Source organism: Lentibacillus jeotgali, assembly GCF_000224785.1.
In the GTDB taxonomy this organism is placed as follows: Bacteria; Bacillota; Bacilli; order Bacillales; family Amphibacillaceae; genus Lentibacillus; species Lentibacillus jeotgali.
In genome coordinates, this window is sequence record NZ_AGAV01000005.1 from 488,864 (window position 1) to 501,932 (window position 13,069).

Below are 13,069 nucleotides of genomic sequence, written 5' to 3' on the forward strand. Positions count from 1 at the left end.
TGACAAACCTGTGAAATAGAACTGTGACATTTTTATGAAATGCTGAACACGCTAATTGATAAATGAACTGTCTATTGATAGTATTAAAGTGTGATATGAGTCACAAACAAAACCCCTTTGTTTTTGATCATGAAACTTTCTCCCATCCCCCTTTGTTTATACAGAGACGGAGAATAACAGGATGTACGCTGCCCCGTACATCCTGTTTTTATTTACCCCGCATGTAACCGGCATCTGACAAACAAAAACCCAAAGTTATCCTGTATAACCTTGGGTTTCATTCATCCATATATTCCCAGAATGCACCGTATTTCACCGGGATTTTTTTGACTGACTGACGCAGTTGCATTTTTTTCATTTCCTTATCGGTCTTCGATGCTGGCCAGTCATATACAACGGATACTTCTTTGCTGCCGACCACCTGATAATATTGGACAAAGTGTTCAAGTGGCGGTTTGCTCGATGGAACAGGGTCTTTCTGCAGTATCTGTTTTAATATTTCTACATAAATATCATATGGATATAGACCGGAAATTTTAATACCTTGCTCATCCGTTTTTTGGTTGAAAAACACAATCGTTGGAATATAGTCCACTTCCATCTCCCGTGTTAGTTTCAGGTCAGATTGGAAAGCTTTTTTGGCGGATTGTGAATACAAGTCATTCGTAAATTCCTCAATATCCAAATTGGCCTCTTCGGCGCATTTCAGCAAAATGGATACGTCGGATATGTTTTCTTTACCGAGGAACGCACTCTCCTGAATTCTTCTTAAAAACGTCTTTCCTGCTTTTTTGCCCTGCAGCTCAGCCGCTTTTACAGCGAGCGAAGCAATCCACGGCGATGTGATATCATTTTCTGTCCATAAGTCACCGTCACAGGACATACCGGTACGGCAAGCGGTTTTTTCCCAGATTTGTTTTAAGCGTTTAGGTTTGTCGAAAATATCTTTATTTAATTCGTTCAATTGTCCGCTGAGAATCGGCTGTAAGGTAAAAAAACGCCCATACTCAATGGACAGCTTTTTTAAATATGGCTCGAGTGACCAGCATTCGGGACATAATGGATCGATAAAAACGTATATTTCAACCGGTTTTTGAACAAAATCGACATAGCTATATTTTGACGATGTGTTTGTATTATTTGAGCTTGATAATCCTGCCTGATTCCAACTCACATCGATTCTCCTTTCTAAAGGATGTCAGAAAGTCAACAGAGAAGATTAGCAGCGGGGTGCCGCTAATTCCTGCCGGCTGATTGAAACTCTGTGTATTCATTTGTCAGGTGTATTCATCATATGGTGTGCGGTCATGGTCAGTTTCTCAAATATAGCTGTACGATACGGTTCTTCAATTTCTGCTTCGTTAAGAGCTGCATCCATACATTCCAGCCATGCATCCCGGCGTTCCGATGTAATTTCAAACGGCAAGTGACGCCGGCGCATCATTGGATGACCTCGGTCTTCAGTATACCACCTTGGGCCACCGAAGAATTGTGTCAAAAACAACCGCTGTTTCCTTGCTGTTTCAGTCAGATCCTCTGGGAAGATGGGGGTTAGTTTTGGATGCTTGCCTACACGTCTATAAAATGCCGTCACTAGGATGTCTATTGTATGGAATCCGCCAATTTCTTCATATATGGTTCCGATTTGTTTCATCAGTCTTTGCTCCTCATATATTTGTATATATTTTAGCAACGTCGAAAAATAAGAGCAACTAATCTGATTTGTGGTGCCGGTTATTAGCAGGGACTGAATTGAAAAAACGCTGGATTTTATTAGGGGTATGCCGCTTATTTATGCTGAAATCTTTCATAATGTCATGCATAGCCTTAAGCCCGGCCGGTTCGGATTCTGCTTCTATTTCAAGCTCATAATCATTATAACCGTGGTAAGTGCTGTAATCGAGAACCAGCAGTACATCGCTATAATCCAGCTCGCGACGTCTGGTTGTCAGACTTCCATAATAAATCAGCTCGTCAGCGTCTATATTATGAGCGATCATTCGTTTTGCTATGTTATTTTTCGGTGATATATTTTCGTTCAACCATTGCTCTGCTTCATGATCTGAGAGTCCATCATGTGTCTCCAGAAGACCCTGGGGGTGCGGTTCTTTCAGTGTTGATGTGAAGACACCATTCTTCTCTCGGATCCTGAGTGCGCAGCCAAGCTCCTTTAATGCAAAATTATTTGTTTCAAAGTAATGGTTGACCTGCAATTGTGCATCTTCAGGGAAGGGGAGCCCTTGCTGCAGTCGTGTAAATTCTGCTTCTGTTAGTAAATTTTTATATTCCATTTCAATTTCCTGGGTCAATTGGAACCCTCCATTTCCGTCGCTTTCACTGAATGAAGTTTCCCTTCATTATGGCGAATGATACACAATTATGCAAAGAATTCCCGTTGAATATGTTATGATAATTGGAGGAAAGAGATGACTCGACAGGTGGTGAAACAAATGAACTGGGAAGCATTGCTTGCCCCTTATGCCCAGGCAGTAGAGGAATTGAAAGTAAAATTAAAAGGGATACGAAAACAATATGAATATGAATCCAAGCATTCACCGATTGAATTTATTACCGGGCGTGTTAAACCGGTGCCAAGTATTTTGGAAAAAGCTGAAACCAGACAAATTCCCCTCGACAGAATTGAAGAACTCCAGGACATAGCAGGGGTCCGGGTGGTTTGCCCATTTGTTGATGATATATATGCTATCGTTAAAATGATCCGCTCGCGGGAGGATTTGCTCATCATTGAGGAAAAAGATTATGTGTCACATAAGAAGGAAAGCGGCTACCGGTCTTACCACATTATTATTGAGTACCCCGTCGAGACAATCCATGGGGTGAAAATGGTTTTGGCAGAAATTCAGATCCGAACACTGGCGATGAATTTCTGGGCGACCAACGAGCATTCGCTGAACTATAAATATAAGGGTAAGATCCCAGAAGATATTCAATCCAGGCTGCAACGTGCAGCCGAAGCAGCTTTTAAACTTGACGAGGAAATGTCCATCATTAAAAATGAAGTACAGGAAGCAAAACGAATTTTCCACCGAAAATAAGGAGGGCGTGAGAAGTGAAGTTCGCGATTGTGTCTAAAGGTGATGACCGATCCAATAAAATACAGGCAACAATGAAGCAATATTTATCTGATTTTAACCTGGAATACGATGAAGCAAGTCCTGATCTGGTTATCTCCGTCGGTGGGGACGGAACGTTTCTGGAGGCTTTTCATCAATATATTCACAGCCTTGATTCAACATCGTTTATCGGAATACATACAGGACATTTGGGTTTTTATGCAGACTGGACACCAGAAGAAGTGGAAAAACTGATTATTGAAATTGCCAAAACGCCATTCCAGGTTGTCGAATACCCGCTTCTTGAGGTTATCGTACGTGATCTTGACGGCGGGGAGGAGAATAGATTTCTTGCATTGAATGAAGCGACGATTAAAACAGCCGAGGGCTCCGTTGTGTTTGATGTCGAAATAAAAGGATCGCATTTCGAAACATTCCGGGGGGACGGGCTGTGCATTTCTACGCCATCCGGCAGTACGGCCTATAATAAAGCGCTCGGAGGCGGAATCATCCACCCGTCGCTTGAAGCGATTCAGCTGACAGAGATAGCTTCAATTAACAACCGGGTTTTCCGGACAATCGGGTCACCGCTGATTTTACCCAAACACCATACATGCATGTTGAAACCGATAGGCAGGAAAAAAACGTTTTTAATAGCGGTTGACCATTTTACAAAGAATTACGCCGATGTAAAATCCATTCAGTGCCGGGTGGCCAAAGAGCGTGTCCGGTTCGCACGATTCAGACCATTCCCATTCTGGGATCGTGTGCGTGATTCCTTTGTTGCTGACGATGATGATGTTTAATTTGGATTCAGTTTTGTATTAAAACCGGTGGAAACGTAAGTGAAGCCGTCAAGAACTCAACCATTCCATCTGAGGACGGTGCTGTCGCATGAAATGGACGATAACTAAGCAGCAGGAAGGCTTGATTATTCGAAATTATTTACAACAAAGGCATAAATTTTCTAAGCGGATGATCAAACATATTATACACGGCGGCGGTTCGATAAAAGTGAACGGCATCAATCGGACGGTTAAATATGAGCTGAAAGCAGGTGACGTGGTCGCAGTTATGTTTCCTGAGGAGAAAAAAGGCTCCATGATGGTTCCGGAAAAGATGCCGCTGCATATCCTTTATGAAGATGACGCCGTTCTGGTTATTAATAAACCCCCGGGGCGGGCAGTTATTCCATCATATGTCCATACATCAGGGACGATTGCCAATGGGGTACTGGCACATTATGAAGCACAGGGGCTTTCTTACACGTTTCACCCGGTAACCCGGCTTGACCGGAACACGTCTGGTGTGATGCTCATTGCCAAGCACCGGTGGAGTCATTCGGTTCTTTCCGCCGCGCAAAAACAAGGAATGATTTCACGTGCTTATGATGCGATTATAGAGGGGCATCTGGAGCAAAAAAAAGGAACCATCAATGCGCCGATTGGCCGCAAAGATGGTTCAATTATAGAGCGGACGGTCATTGAAACAGGGAAGCATGCCGTAACGCATTACACCGTTTCAAATGAATTCGGTTATTACACGCTTGTTCATGTCAGACTGGAAACCGGCCGGACACACCAGATCCGTGTCCATTTTTCGCATGCCAGTCACCCATTGGCAGGAGATGATTTGTATGGTGGGATGACTGATTATATTGACCGGCAGGCCCTCCACTGTCATAAGCTGTCATTCAAACATCCCATCACAGGTGAGCCTATGGAATTCTCCGTTGACATGCCAGATGATATGAAGCAATTCAAATTACAAGTATTATGTTAGTCAAAACACTGGAATTTTTCCGCCGCAAAAGGCTGCTCTGATGAGACGGAGACAGTCTTTTCCTCAGGCAGTCGGTAAGCCGTTAATGCATTTCCAAATACACACCCCGTATCAATGTTAATGGTTTTATGAACAATGCGCGGCTCCATGACAGGTGTATGACCGTAAACAATCCAACGATCGCCTTTATAATGCTGTGCCCAGTCACGTCTGATAGGCCTGCCGTCTGCATCATATTTGCCGGTAACATCGCCATACAAGACAAAAGAGCGTACTTTCTTATCATGCCGTCCGATATAATGTTCCTTTATCCCGGCGTGCGCCACAATTGCATTTGCATCATGCAGATCCAGATAGAGCGGTGCCTGTTCGTAAAGTTCCATGAATTGTTTTCTGACTGATTGCTGTTCGAATCGGGGCAGGTTCCTGTATTCATCGACGGTAGTCTCAAGTCCGTGCCGCACTTGGACATTGTTCCCCAGAAAATAACGGTATAGTTTATTACAGTGGTTACCGGGTATATATAGTGCCTTCTGATGCTTCACGACCATTTCGTAAACGAGCTGTATCATGGCCACTGAATATGGTCCCCGGTCAGTAATATCACCGAGAAAAACAGGAACCCTGCCATCGGGATGCACATAGATTCGCTGTCTCCGCCTATACTCTAGTGCTAAGAAAAGTGTATGCAATTCGTCGAAACACCCATGCACATCCCCAATGACATCATATCCCATTAACTTTTCCACCTTGTTTCAAACATATATTCTTTCGTTCTTGAATGAACGTTCAGGACAATTCCGATAGCGAGCATATACGTAAGCGTTGAGCTTCCGCCATAGCTTAGAAACGGAAGCGGAAGGCCAGTGATCGGCAGCAGCTGAATGGACATGCCGATATTCTGGAAAATTTGATAAGCAAACATGCCAACCATACCGGTGACAAGATAGCTGCCATAATCATCATTACTCTGGATAGCTATATGGATCAGGCGATAAATTAATAAAAAAAGCAGTGTAACAACAATGCTGGAACCGATAAATCCAAATTGTTCGGCTACCGCCGTAAATATCATGTCGGTATGCTGTTCGGGCACCGAGACCTCCATGTCACTGATGCCTTTTCCGAATAACTGGCCCGATCCGATCGCCATCATTGCTGTGATCAGCTGGTAACCATAGCCGCCATTGGTCTCCTCAGGGTTGAGCCAGCCAATGAACCTGCCAGCGACGTGTTCAAGTCCTGAACGATCAAGAAATCCAGTAATAATATTTGGGAATAAATACCATATGGCAGCGATCAGGGATACCCCGGCCAGGGCGATGAACAGAAGGAAAAACAAAATTCGCCATCTAATTCCCGAAACAAGCACCATGCTGCCTGTAATTGCCGCAAGCACCAGAAAACCGCCCAAATCCGGCTGTGTTGCAACGAAGAACATGGGAGGGAGGGCCAGACCGATGATTTTAGCAAGCAGTATGATATCACTCTTAAAGTTTTTTTCAGCGTGTTTGTCATTGTGCCGGACAATCACATGAGCCAGTGTCATGACGAGGATGACCTTTATAAATTCGCTGGGCTGAATCGTACCAATGACTGGGAACTTAAACCAGCTCACAGCACCATTCGCCTCATGAACAATCCCCGGGGGAAATCCGACAAACAGCATCAACAGCGACAGGACGCCAACACCATATAAAATCCAGGTGATCTGGTGGAACCGGTCATAATCGATCATCATGACTGCCGTGATAATAAGCCCGCCGCCAATATACCACATGCCCTGCCTGAGCCAGTATCCGGAACCTTCACTTTCCGAAAAAGTCGGTTCCAGTGTATGTAACGTAAATATGCTGGCCAGTCCAAGCAGGATGAGTATGGATAATATTGTATAATCTATATTAATTCGGTTCTGCATATTCAACCTAACTTTCTTCCGTAAAATTCTTGTTGCTTGGGGATTGTTAAAAGACTGATCAAAAGGAGACAACCCCTACTTTTTGAAAAACCTATTTAAGGGAATGATAGATTTAGCGACAAAATTCACCAAAGTATATGAACCCATTATACCCTTAGTTTACACGAAATCAATCGAGAAATTAAGCATTATAATCAAAAATCATACCTTGATTTAAGTTTAGGATGAGTCACTTCTCGTGTATAATGATACATTGTGAAAGGACGTGACCGTATGGAAAATAACACGCCAGATCAGTTTCTTCAGGACGAATTACAGACGCTTGCTGCTAATGAAAAAATCGATTCATTTCGTGAAAAATTTTTGGACATGCACCCATATGACCAAGCCTCGTTTTTCATAGAACAGCCGGAAGCGATACGGTTGCACATTTATACGTACCTGTCCCCGGAAGAAACAGCGGGTATTATGGAACATATTGAATTGGATGATATCAAACCACTGTTTACTGAAATGGACCCGCGATATGCTGCAATGGTCATTGCAGAAATGGCGACTGATGATGCTGTCGACATTCTAAACGAGCTGGAAAAAGACGTGGTTGTCAGTCTGTTGACTATTATGGATGATAAAAATGCTGCTGAAATTAAGGAATTGCTCCATTATGAGGAAAAAACCGCTGGAAGTATCATGACCACTGAATTTGTAGCGGTTTATGAGTCAAAGACAGTCAAAGACACCATGCAACATTTGAAGGCTGAAGCACCTGAGGCAGAGACGATTTATTATTTATACGTGATAGATGAAGATAAACATCTCGTTGGTGTGGTCTCACTGAGAGATTTGATAATAGCAGAACCGGACATGCGAGTCTCCGATATCATGAGTGAAAAAGTACTTTCCGTATCAGTGGCAAAAGATCAGGAAGAAGTTGCCCAGATAATCCGCGACTATGACTTCCTGGCACTTCCGGTTGTCGATTTTCAGAATCATTTGCTCGGTATTATAACCGTTGATGATATATTGGACGTTATGGAAGAGGAGGCTGGTGAAGACTACTCAAAGCTTGCCGGTGTATCTGACATGGACAGCCCTAAAGACAGTGCATTCATTTCGGCGAAAAAAAGACTCCCGTGGCTTGTTATTCTTTTATTTCTTGGAATTTTAACCGCAAGCCTGATCGGACAGTTTGAACGGACACTGGAGCAGGTAGCTGTTCTGGCAATCTTTATTCCGCTGATTGCAGGGATGGCCGGTAATACAGGTACACAGGCCCTAGCTGTTGCCGTCCGGGGCATTACGACAGGTGACTACGGAAAACAGGGAAAGATGAAGCTTATTGCCCGTGAAGCAGGTACTGGACTAATTAACGGTATTGTCTGCGGTGCACTGATTACAGCAATCGTTTACTTTTGGCAGGATGATTTTTTCCTCGGATTGCTGGTCGGATCATCGATTATGGCAACGCTGGTTATTGCAACTCTGGCTGGGGCGCTTGTTCCGATGTTGATGGACAGGCTCCGCATTGATCCCGCTGTTGCTTCAGGGCCATTTATCACGACGATTAATGATATTATTTCCATCTTAATTTATTTCGGCCTTGCAACAACGTTTATGCAGTATTTGGTATAGGATTATCGTTTTAACGGACATATCAAAACTCTATGGGCATACACACATTTGCGAAAGGGTTCATATAATGGGTTGACGAATGGAATAATAAAGGAGCGTATGATAAATGGGAGATAAAAAAAGTGCGAAAAGCCCATTACTCTACATTCATCAGCCGTATGTACGCACACCCGAGGCATCAATGCAGAGCCATTATATGACCCCGAAAAAACAGCGTGATGATAAGAAAAAAGAACGAAATAAGGCAATAAAACGCCCGGTGAACCGCAATCATTTTAAGAAACCAATTGAAACAGAAGAAACAGAAGAGGCAGAAAAGGCAGAAGGGTCGGAAGAAACAGAGGAGCAGCTTGAATCTACTGAGGAAGACAATTCCGATCTTAAAGATGGTGGTAAAGAACGGAAAAAATTTAGTGAAATGACAGTAGAGGAACGCATTGAGTACTTCCTGAACCCGCCGAAATATGCGCCTGTTATGCGATGTGAAGTGAAAACAAAGGAGCGGAGATACCGGGGAGCGATTATCGATTTTCAGGATAAAAAAGTTTATATGCGGGTTGGCAGACGAACAACGCCAACGACAATTCCGATTGACGAGATCGACGAAATACGTATGATTGGATTTTAAAATGCTATGAATAGAAAAGGTGCCCCGATTTAAACGGAGCACCTTTTCTATTTACTTGATTAGGTGACTGCATTTACCGCCGGGAGGCAAGTTACGTGGCAGAAGCAGTTTAAGTCTACTGTTATGCAAATGCCAGTGGCGCACAAAGGATTTGTATCCTGGTCTACAGGATTCTTCGGGCAGTTGTCATCATCTTCAGGATCTCTCAATAGTTCAACAACTGCACAGCAATCATCGTCTACCCGCTTAACACGGAAGAAAAAGCTTGATGTCATTTCACCGATATCATCCGGGTTTGCGCCGAATCCTTGGAATGGTTTGCAGCTGTCTTTGCAGTAAAGAATGACCGGAACAGTGTCAAGACCGTTTCCTCCCTCATTATCACCTAACAAATCGCTAATTGACTGTTCGCAGCTAGTCGAGCAGCAGTTTTCGATAACATCGTTCTGAGCTTCTACAATTTCCTTTAATATATCGCAGACGCAGTTGCCGGAGTGAAATTCTTTTCCACAACCCATGAATAATTACCCCTTTCTTGATTATTGACTTGGTGTCTCTAATAAGATATGTGCCATTGGGTATATGGTGTGGGCACTCGTCTCCATTAGGCGAATATTTCTGAAGGCAATCCTCAAACCGCTGATTTGTTAAGCCTGGTGATTAAGGGACAGTACCGGGTTTTAAGCATTTTGGAAACGAATCTTTAATCATAATTGGGACATTTGTCTATACCTAACGTCAAAAAATACATAGACTAATAATGATCATGATTCTAATTATAAGGAGTGTTTATACATGTCTGAAGGTAAAGATCATAAAAAAATCATTCATGTAAAGGATTTAGTGATCAAAGCGGATAATGTCCATATAGAACCGCAGCAGCATCGACCACGCCGCGATCCTTTTTTTGGCCGCTGGATGGGGCGAAATGAGCAAGAACAGGAAAAATCAATGGATAAACATGATGACCATCATGAGGAAAGCTCTGAAGACAATAGGGATAGGGGACCGTCTTTCTGGATCTAGAATATGATGGTTAGGCAGGAGGCAGCTATAATGGCTGTCTTTTTCTTTTATTTTGCCGAGTTACCAAATGTTCCTTTATGAACGGAAGGAGGAGAGGGATGAATGAACGATCGATTGATCCGGACATTGCAGATTATCGAAAAACACTTGGAGAAAAATGAGAAGTGGTTTCAATATCCTGAGAAGAAAATGCGTTCTTTTGAAGCTGACATGCAAACTTGGGATAAGGAATTTCAGAAGGGCATAACATCATTTGAAAAAATGATGGGCGAATTTGAGAAAATAATGGAGTGAAGTAGACCTGTCGAGTTACCGAGACAGGTCCACTTCAAAACATCGGTGCGAGAACCAAAATATCAGCGAATACGGAGATAGGTTGACACAATACGACATCTGATAAACACTAATTCTTATTATGGTACAACATCACGAACAACTTTTGCTGGTTTTCCTGCCATTCTGCATAGTACACATCTTCAACAGTGGAAACATTTTGTTTGTGGAGTTCGTCTGCCAGCCATTCTTTGGTCAGATTTGCCTCTTTCAAATTATCCCATATTATTTCACCATCATTAATAACCATCCGGGCTAATTTAACAGGGGCTGGTGTGACATTGAGGTCGGCATTTGTTGGTGTTTGATACTCCGGCTTTTTTAAGATTGAAATAGTTCCATCTGACTCGAGGACGGCGTATTCCACTTCCTCAAGTGAAAACACATCCTTGGAACGAAGCATGTGCTGAAGTTGATTGATATCGAGTGCGTTTTGTTTAAGGACATCATATAAAATATGGCCTTTATGAATCACAATGGCAGGCTGGCCTTCCAGAAGTGCACGGCTCCCTTTATATTTTTGGGTAATAAGTTCTGTGATGTAAAGCATTCCGCCCCACAAAATAACTAAAAAGGCAATTTGCGGTATCCCTGATTCCTTTTCGTACAGGGCGTTACCGACAAGCTCACCTAATATTATAGCAGAGATGAAGTCAAATGGGGTCAGTTCGGAAATTTGTGTTTTCCCAAGTACTTTCACTAACACGAATAAAGCAAAGAATCCGAAAACGGTGTCAGCAAACATCAGGAGATACTCATTCAATGGATATTTCCCCCCTCAAACATACTCTTTATAGGATAACCAATAAGCTATATTTCCATGCAGAGTGTGTTGAGGTGGACATTCGAAAAAGAGGGTATCCCTGCCGCAGAACAGGATACCCTCTCATTTTAATATTTTTTTCATGGTCACGTGCGGTATCCCTGCATCCATAAACTCACCAGATACAACGTCATACCCGAGCCGTTGGTAAAAATCAATCGCATGTGTTTGAGCATTCAGTTTAGCTTTTTCATAGCCTTCTTTTCTTATGACATCTTCCATTGTGTGGATCAGTTCGGACCCGTAGGATTTTCCGCGCTGATCTTTCAGGACACAGATGCGTTCCAGTTTACCGTAATGATCAAGAAAACGTACCCGGCAGGCTGCTATTGGTACATCATTCTTATATCCGATCAAATGGATGGCCTGCTCGTCAAATTCGTCTATCTCGACCTCAGGCGGTACATTTTGCTCATGAACAAACACGTTTGTCCGTACATCGTAGGCCAGCTGTTTTTCTTCGGATGTTTCGACCGTTTTAATGATCATACAAATTCCTTGCCAAATACAAATGATTCATAAACGGTCCAAACCTCGTTATCCAGCTGATATACTAAGTGAAAACGGTCAATGGTATCCTCAAGCTGAATGTCTTTCATGCGGAGGCTTCCGTAAACGTCCGAATGCTCGTCCTGTGAGAGTTTTTGCGCAATCGTGATATGCGGCACAAAGGAATAAGTCTGGTTTTCAGGAAATTTGCCTGTCTGCATCTCCTCAGCAAGGTCACTCAGTTGCTGATGCTGGTTCAATTTTAAATAAATCGTGTTGGTAACAGGAGCAAATGTACTCACTTTATCAATGGACACGTTAAACTGTTCTGTTTCATTTGCAATGTGTTTTAATTCGGTAATCAGTTCACGGATTTTTTCATCATCAGCTTCAAATGCCTCTTTCAAAGTCAGATGTGGCGGAATCAATGCATAATGTGAATCATAACGTTTTCTGTAAGCGTTGATTTCATCCTGAATCGGCTTCGATGGAAAAATAACAATTCCATATTTCATATTAAAACCTCCTTGTATACGTATGTTTTTAAGACTATACTCCATTATAACAAAAGTTGGATTGAATAGGGAAACCAATTTTAGAAAAATTTTAAATTGAGTTAAATATACTAGTAAAAGCACGACTCAAATCTTTTTGCCAGGATTTCCATGTGTGCTGAGCGCCTTCGAGTTCATGATAATTGTAATCCATGTTTTTGACCTGTAAAAGTCTATTCAATTCTCGGTTGGGCGTCAGAAAATCCGCCTTATCACCGGCAGTCGTTTCAACGGCAGTCTCTTCAGTTCCGATCGTATGATAAATGGCAATTGCATGAATACCTTTCGCATTCCGGACAGTCCGTTTTACTTTTTCATCAACATAGGGAGACTGGATGATGATTTTTCCAAACGTATTCGGATAATGTAGAGCGGTCATCAATGCCAGTGTTCCTGCCAGAGAGTCGCCGACCAATGCACGGGACTGTCCCATAAGGTAGGTAGGAAATAAGTCGTCCAGCAGCGGGACAGCTTCATGTGCGAGAAACTTGCTGTATGCCGGACTTTGACTGCCGTCCGGATGATATTTCCTTTTTCGATCAAATTTGTCCCGGTAGTGAATCCCCACCAGGATCGTATTGGAGATTTCACCGTTCTCGTGCATTCGGTCAGATAATGTTGCGGCCCGACCAAGCTGATAATAATCATCACCGTCTTGCATGATGCAAATCTGGTATTTATAAAGAGGTGAGAACGTCTCCGGCTGGTAGATTTTCAGTGTCAGTGTCTCATTTAAATACCGGCTGTTAATTTGTTTTTCGATCATCTTTCCCTTTCGTCCGATAGTGAACACCTCGTTTACTCCGATTA

At 42.8% G+C, this 13,069-nt stretch carries 17 protein-coding genes; 7 read left to right on the forward strand and 10 right to left on the reverse strand.

Annotated features, from left to right (window positions below; genetic code table 11):
- Positions 1 to 277: 277 nt before the first annotated feature.
- From ON01_RS05165 to ON01_RS05175, 3 genes are all read right to left on the reverse strand, one after another.
- Complete coding sequence (locus ON01_RS05165; RefSeq protein ID WP_010529944.1) at positions 278 to 1,174, reverse strand: ClpXP adapter SpxH family protein; 897 nt, start codon at positions 1,172 to 1,174, stop codon at positions 278 to 280.
- Between the two features lie 96 nt (positions 1,175 to 1,270).
- Positions 1,271 to 1,654 carry a globin domain-containing protein gene (locus ON01_RS05170; protein WP_010529945.1) on the reverse strand — a complete coding sequence of 128 codons (384 nt, stop codon included), beginning with the start codon at positions 1,652 to 1,654 and terminating at the stop codon, positions 1,271 to 1,273.
- 58 nt (positions 1,655 to 1,712) lie between these two features.
- Positions 1,713 to 2,309, reverse strand: coding sequence for a CYTH domain-containing protein (locus ON01_RS05175; protein WP_010529946.1), 597 nt, complete (start codon positions 2,307 to 2,309; stop codon positions 1,713 to 1,715).
- Positions 2,310 to 2,450: 141 nt separating this feature from the next.
- Between ON01_RS05175 and yjbM the strand changes: the two genes are divergently transcribed.
- The 3 genes from yjbM (at position 2,451) to ON01_RS05190 (ending at position 4,856) form a co-directional block, all read left to right on the forward strand.
- Entirely contained in the window at positions 2,451 to 3,056 is a 606-nt protein-coding gene (yjbM, locus tag ON01_RS05180) for a GTP diphosphokinase (protein ID WP_010529947.1), read from the forward strand.
- 14 nt (positions 3,057 to 3,070) lie between these two features.
- On the forward strand, positions 3,071 to 3,880 hold the full coding sequence (locus tag ON01_RS05185; RefSeq protein ID WP_010529948.1) for an NAD kinase: 810 nt from the start codon (positions 3,071 to 3,073) through the stop codon (positions 3,878 to 3,880).
- 88 nt (positions 3,881 to 3,968) lie between these two features.
- A complete protein-coding gene (locus ON01_RS05190) occupies positions 3,969 to 4,856 on the forward strand; it encodes an RluA family pseudouridine synthase (RefSeq protein ID WP_010529949.1) in 888 nt (295 codons plus the stop codon).
- Here ON01_RS05190 and prpE read toward each other — a convergent pair.
- Complete coding sequence (gene prpE / locus ON01_RS05195; RefSeq protein WP_010529950.1) at positions 4,853 to 5,593, reverse strand: bis(5'-nucleosyl)-tetraphosphatase PrpE; 741 nt, start codon at positions 5,591 to 5,593, stop codon at positions 4,853 to 4,855. The genes ON01_RS05190 and prpE overlap by 4 nt on opposite strands.
- Positions 5,593 to 6,774, reverse strand: a complete 1,182-nt coding sequence (locus tag ON01_RS05200) for an FtsW/RodA/SpoVE family cell cycle protein (RefSeq protein WP_040912296.1) — start codon at positions 6,772 to 6,774, stop codon at positions 5,593 to 5,595. Before ON01_RS05200 ends, prpE begins: the two co-directional genes overlap by 1 nt.
- A gap of 273 nt (positions 6,775 to 7,047) precedes the next feature.
- Between ON01_RS05200 and mgtE the strand changes: the two genes are divergently transcribed.
- The gene (gene mgtE / locus ON01_RS05205) at positions 7,048 to 8,406 is read left to right on the forward strand and encodes a magnesium transporter (protein WP_010529952.1); all 1,359 of its coding nucleotides are present in this window, start codon (positions 7,048 to 7,050) and stop codon (positions 8,404 to 8,406) included.
- A 106-nt stretch (positions 8,407 to 8,512) separates the two neighbouring features.
- Positions 8,513 to 9,034 carry a CotO family spore coat protein gene (locus tag ON01_RS05210; protein ID WP_010529953.1) on the forward strand — a complete coding sequence of 174 codons (522 nt, stop codon included), beginning with the start codon at positions 8,513 to 8,515 and terminating at the stop codon, positions 9,032 to 9,034.
- Positions 9,035 to 9,093: 59 nt separating this feature from the next.
- Here the strand turns inward: ON01_RS05210 and ON01_RS05215 are convergent, their stop codons facing one another.
- Positions 9,094 to 9,552 (reverse strand): CotY/CotZ family spore coat protein, encoded by a 459-nt coding sequence (locus ON01_RS05215; RefSeq protein WP_010529954.1) that lies wholly within the window; start codon positions 9,550 to 9,552, stop codon positions 9,094 to 9,096.
- A gap of 277 nt (positions 9,553 to 9,829) precedes the next feature.
- Between ON01_RS05215 and ON01_RS05220 the strand changes: the two genes are divergently transcribed.
- Complete coding sequence (locus ON01_RS05220; RefSeq protein ID WP_010529955.1) at positions 9,830 to 10,060, forward strand: hypothetical protein; 231 nt, start codon at positions 9,830 to 9,832, stop codon at positions 10,058 to 10,060.
- A gap of 102 nt (positions 10,061 to 10,162) precedes the next feature.
- Positions 10,163 to 10,354 (forward strand): hypothetical protein, encoded by a 192-nt coding sequence (locus tag ON01_RS05225; protein ID WP_010529956.1) that lies wholly within the window; start codon positions 10,163 to 10,165, stop codon positions 10,352 to 10,354.
- A gap of 109 nt (positions 10,355 to 10,463) precedes the next feature.
- Here the strand turns inward: ON01_RS05225 and ON01_RS05230 are convergent, their stop codons facing one another.
- The 4 genes from ON01_RS05230 to ON01_RS05245 all read right to left on the reverse strand — a co-directional run bounded on the left by ON01_RS05230 (position 10,464) and on the right by ON01_RS05245 (position 13,043).
- The gene (locus ON01_RS05230; RefSeq protein WP_010529957.1) at positions 10,464 to 11,156 is read right to left on the reverse strand and encodes a DUF421 domain-containing protein; all 693 of its coding nucleotides are present in this window, start codon (positions 11,154 to 11,156) and stop codon (positions 10,464 to 10,466) included.
- Positions 11,157 to 11,279: 123 nt separating this feature from the next.
- A complete protein-coding gene (locus ON01_RS05235) occupies positions 11,280 to 11,705 on the reverse strand; it encodes a GNAT family N-acetyltransferase (protein WP_010529958.1) in 426 nt (141 codons plus the stop codon).
- Positions 11,702 to 12,220, reverse strand: a complete 519-nt coding sequence (locus ON01_RS05240) for a YjcG family protein (RefSeq protein WP_010529959.1) — start codon at positions 12,218 to 12,220, stop codon at positions 11,702 to 11,704. Before ON01_RS05240 ends, ON01_RS05235 begins: the two co-directional genes overlap by 4 nt.
- A 91-nt stretch (positions 12,221 to 12,311) precedes the next feature.
- Positions 12,312 to 13,043, reverse strand: a complete 732-nt coding sequence (locus ON01_RS05245; RefSeq protein ID WP_029328992.1) for an alpha/beta hydrolase — start codon at positions 13,041 to 13,043, stop codon at positions 12,312 to 12,314.
- Positions 13,044 to 13,069 lie beyond the last annotated feature (26 nt).

Excerpts from the sequence above, each read along its gene's own strand:
- ON01_RS05220 (WP_010529955.1), top strand. The coding sequence starts at position 9,830 with ATGTCTGAAGGTAAAGATCATAAAAAAATCATTCATGTAAAGGATTTA.
- yjbM (WP_010529947.1), top strand. The coding sequence starts at position 2,451 with ATGAACTGGGAAGCATTGCTTGCCCCTTATGCCCAGGCAGTAGAGGAA.
- ON01_RS05170 (WP_010529945.1), bottom strand. The coding sequence starts at position 1,654 with ATGAAACAAATCGGAACCATATATGAAGAAATTGGCGGATTCCATACA.
- ON01_RS05200 (WP_040912296.1), bottom strand. The coding sequence starts at position 6,774 with ATGCAGAACCGAATTAATATAGATTATACAATATTATCCATACTCATC.
- ON01_RS05235 (WP_010529958.1), bottom strand. The coding sequence starts at position 11,705 with ATGATCATTAAAACGGTCGAAACATCCGAAGAAAAACAGCTGGCCTAC.
- ON01_RS05240 (WP_010529959.1), bottom strand. The coding sequence starts at position 12,220 with ATGAAATATGGAATTGTTATTTTTCCATCGAAGCCGATTCAGGATGAA.
- ON01_RS05190 (WP_010529949.1), top strand. The coding sequence starts at position 3,969 with ATGAAATGGACGATAACTAAGCAGCAGGAAGGCTTGATTATTCGAAAT.
- mgtE (WP_010529952.1), top strand. The coding sequence starts at position 7,048 with ATGGAAAATAACACGCCAGATCAGTTTCTTCAGGACGAATTACAGACG.
- ON01_RS05225 (WP_010529956.1), top strand. The coding sequence starts at position 10,163 with ATGAACGATCGATTGATCCGGACATTGCAGATTATCGAAAAACACTTG.
- ON01_RS05210 (WP_010529953.1), top strand. The coding sequence starts at position 8,513 with ATGGGAGATAAAAAAAGTGCGAAAAGCCCATTACTCTACATTCATCAG.
- prpE (WP_010529950.1), bottom strand. The coding sequence starts at position 5,593 with ATGGGATATGATGTCATTGGGGATGTGCATGGGTGTTTCGACGAATTG.
- ON01_RS05215 (WP_010529954.1), bottom strand. The coding sequence starts at position 9,552 with ATGGGTTGTGGAAAAGAATTTCACTCCGGCAACTGCGTCTGCGATATA.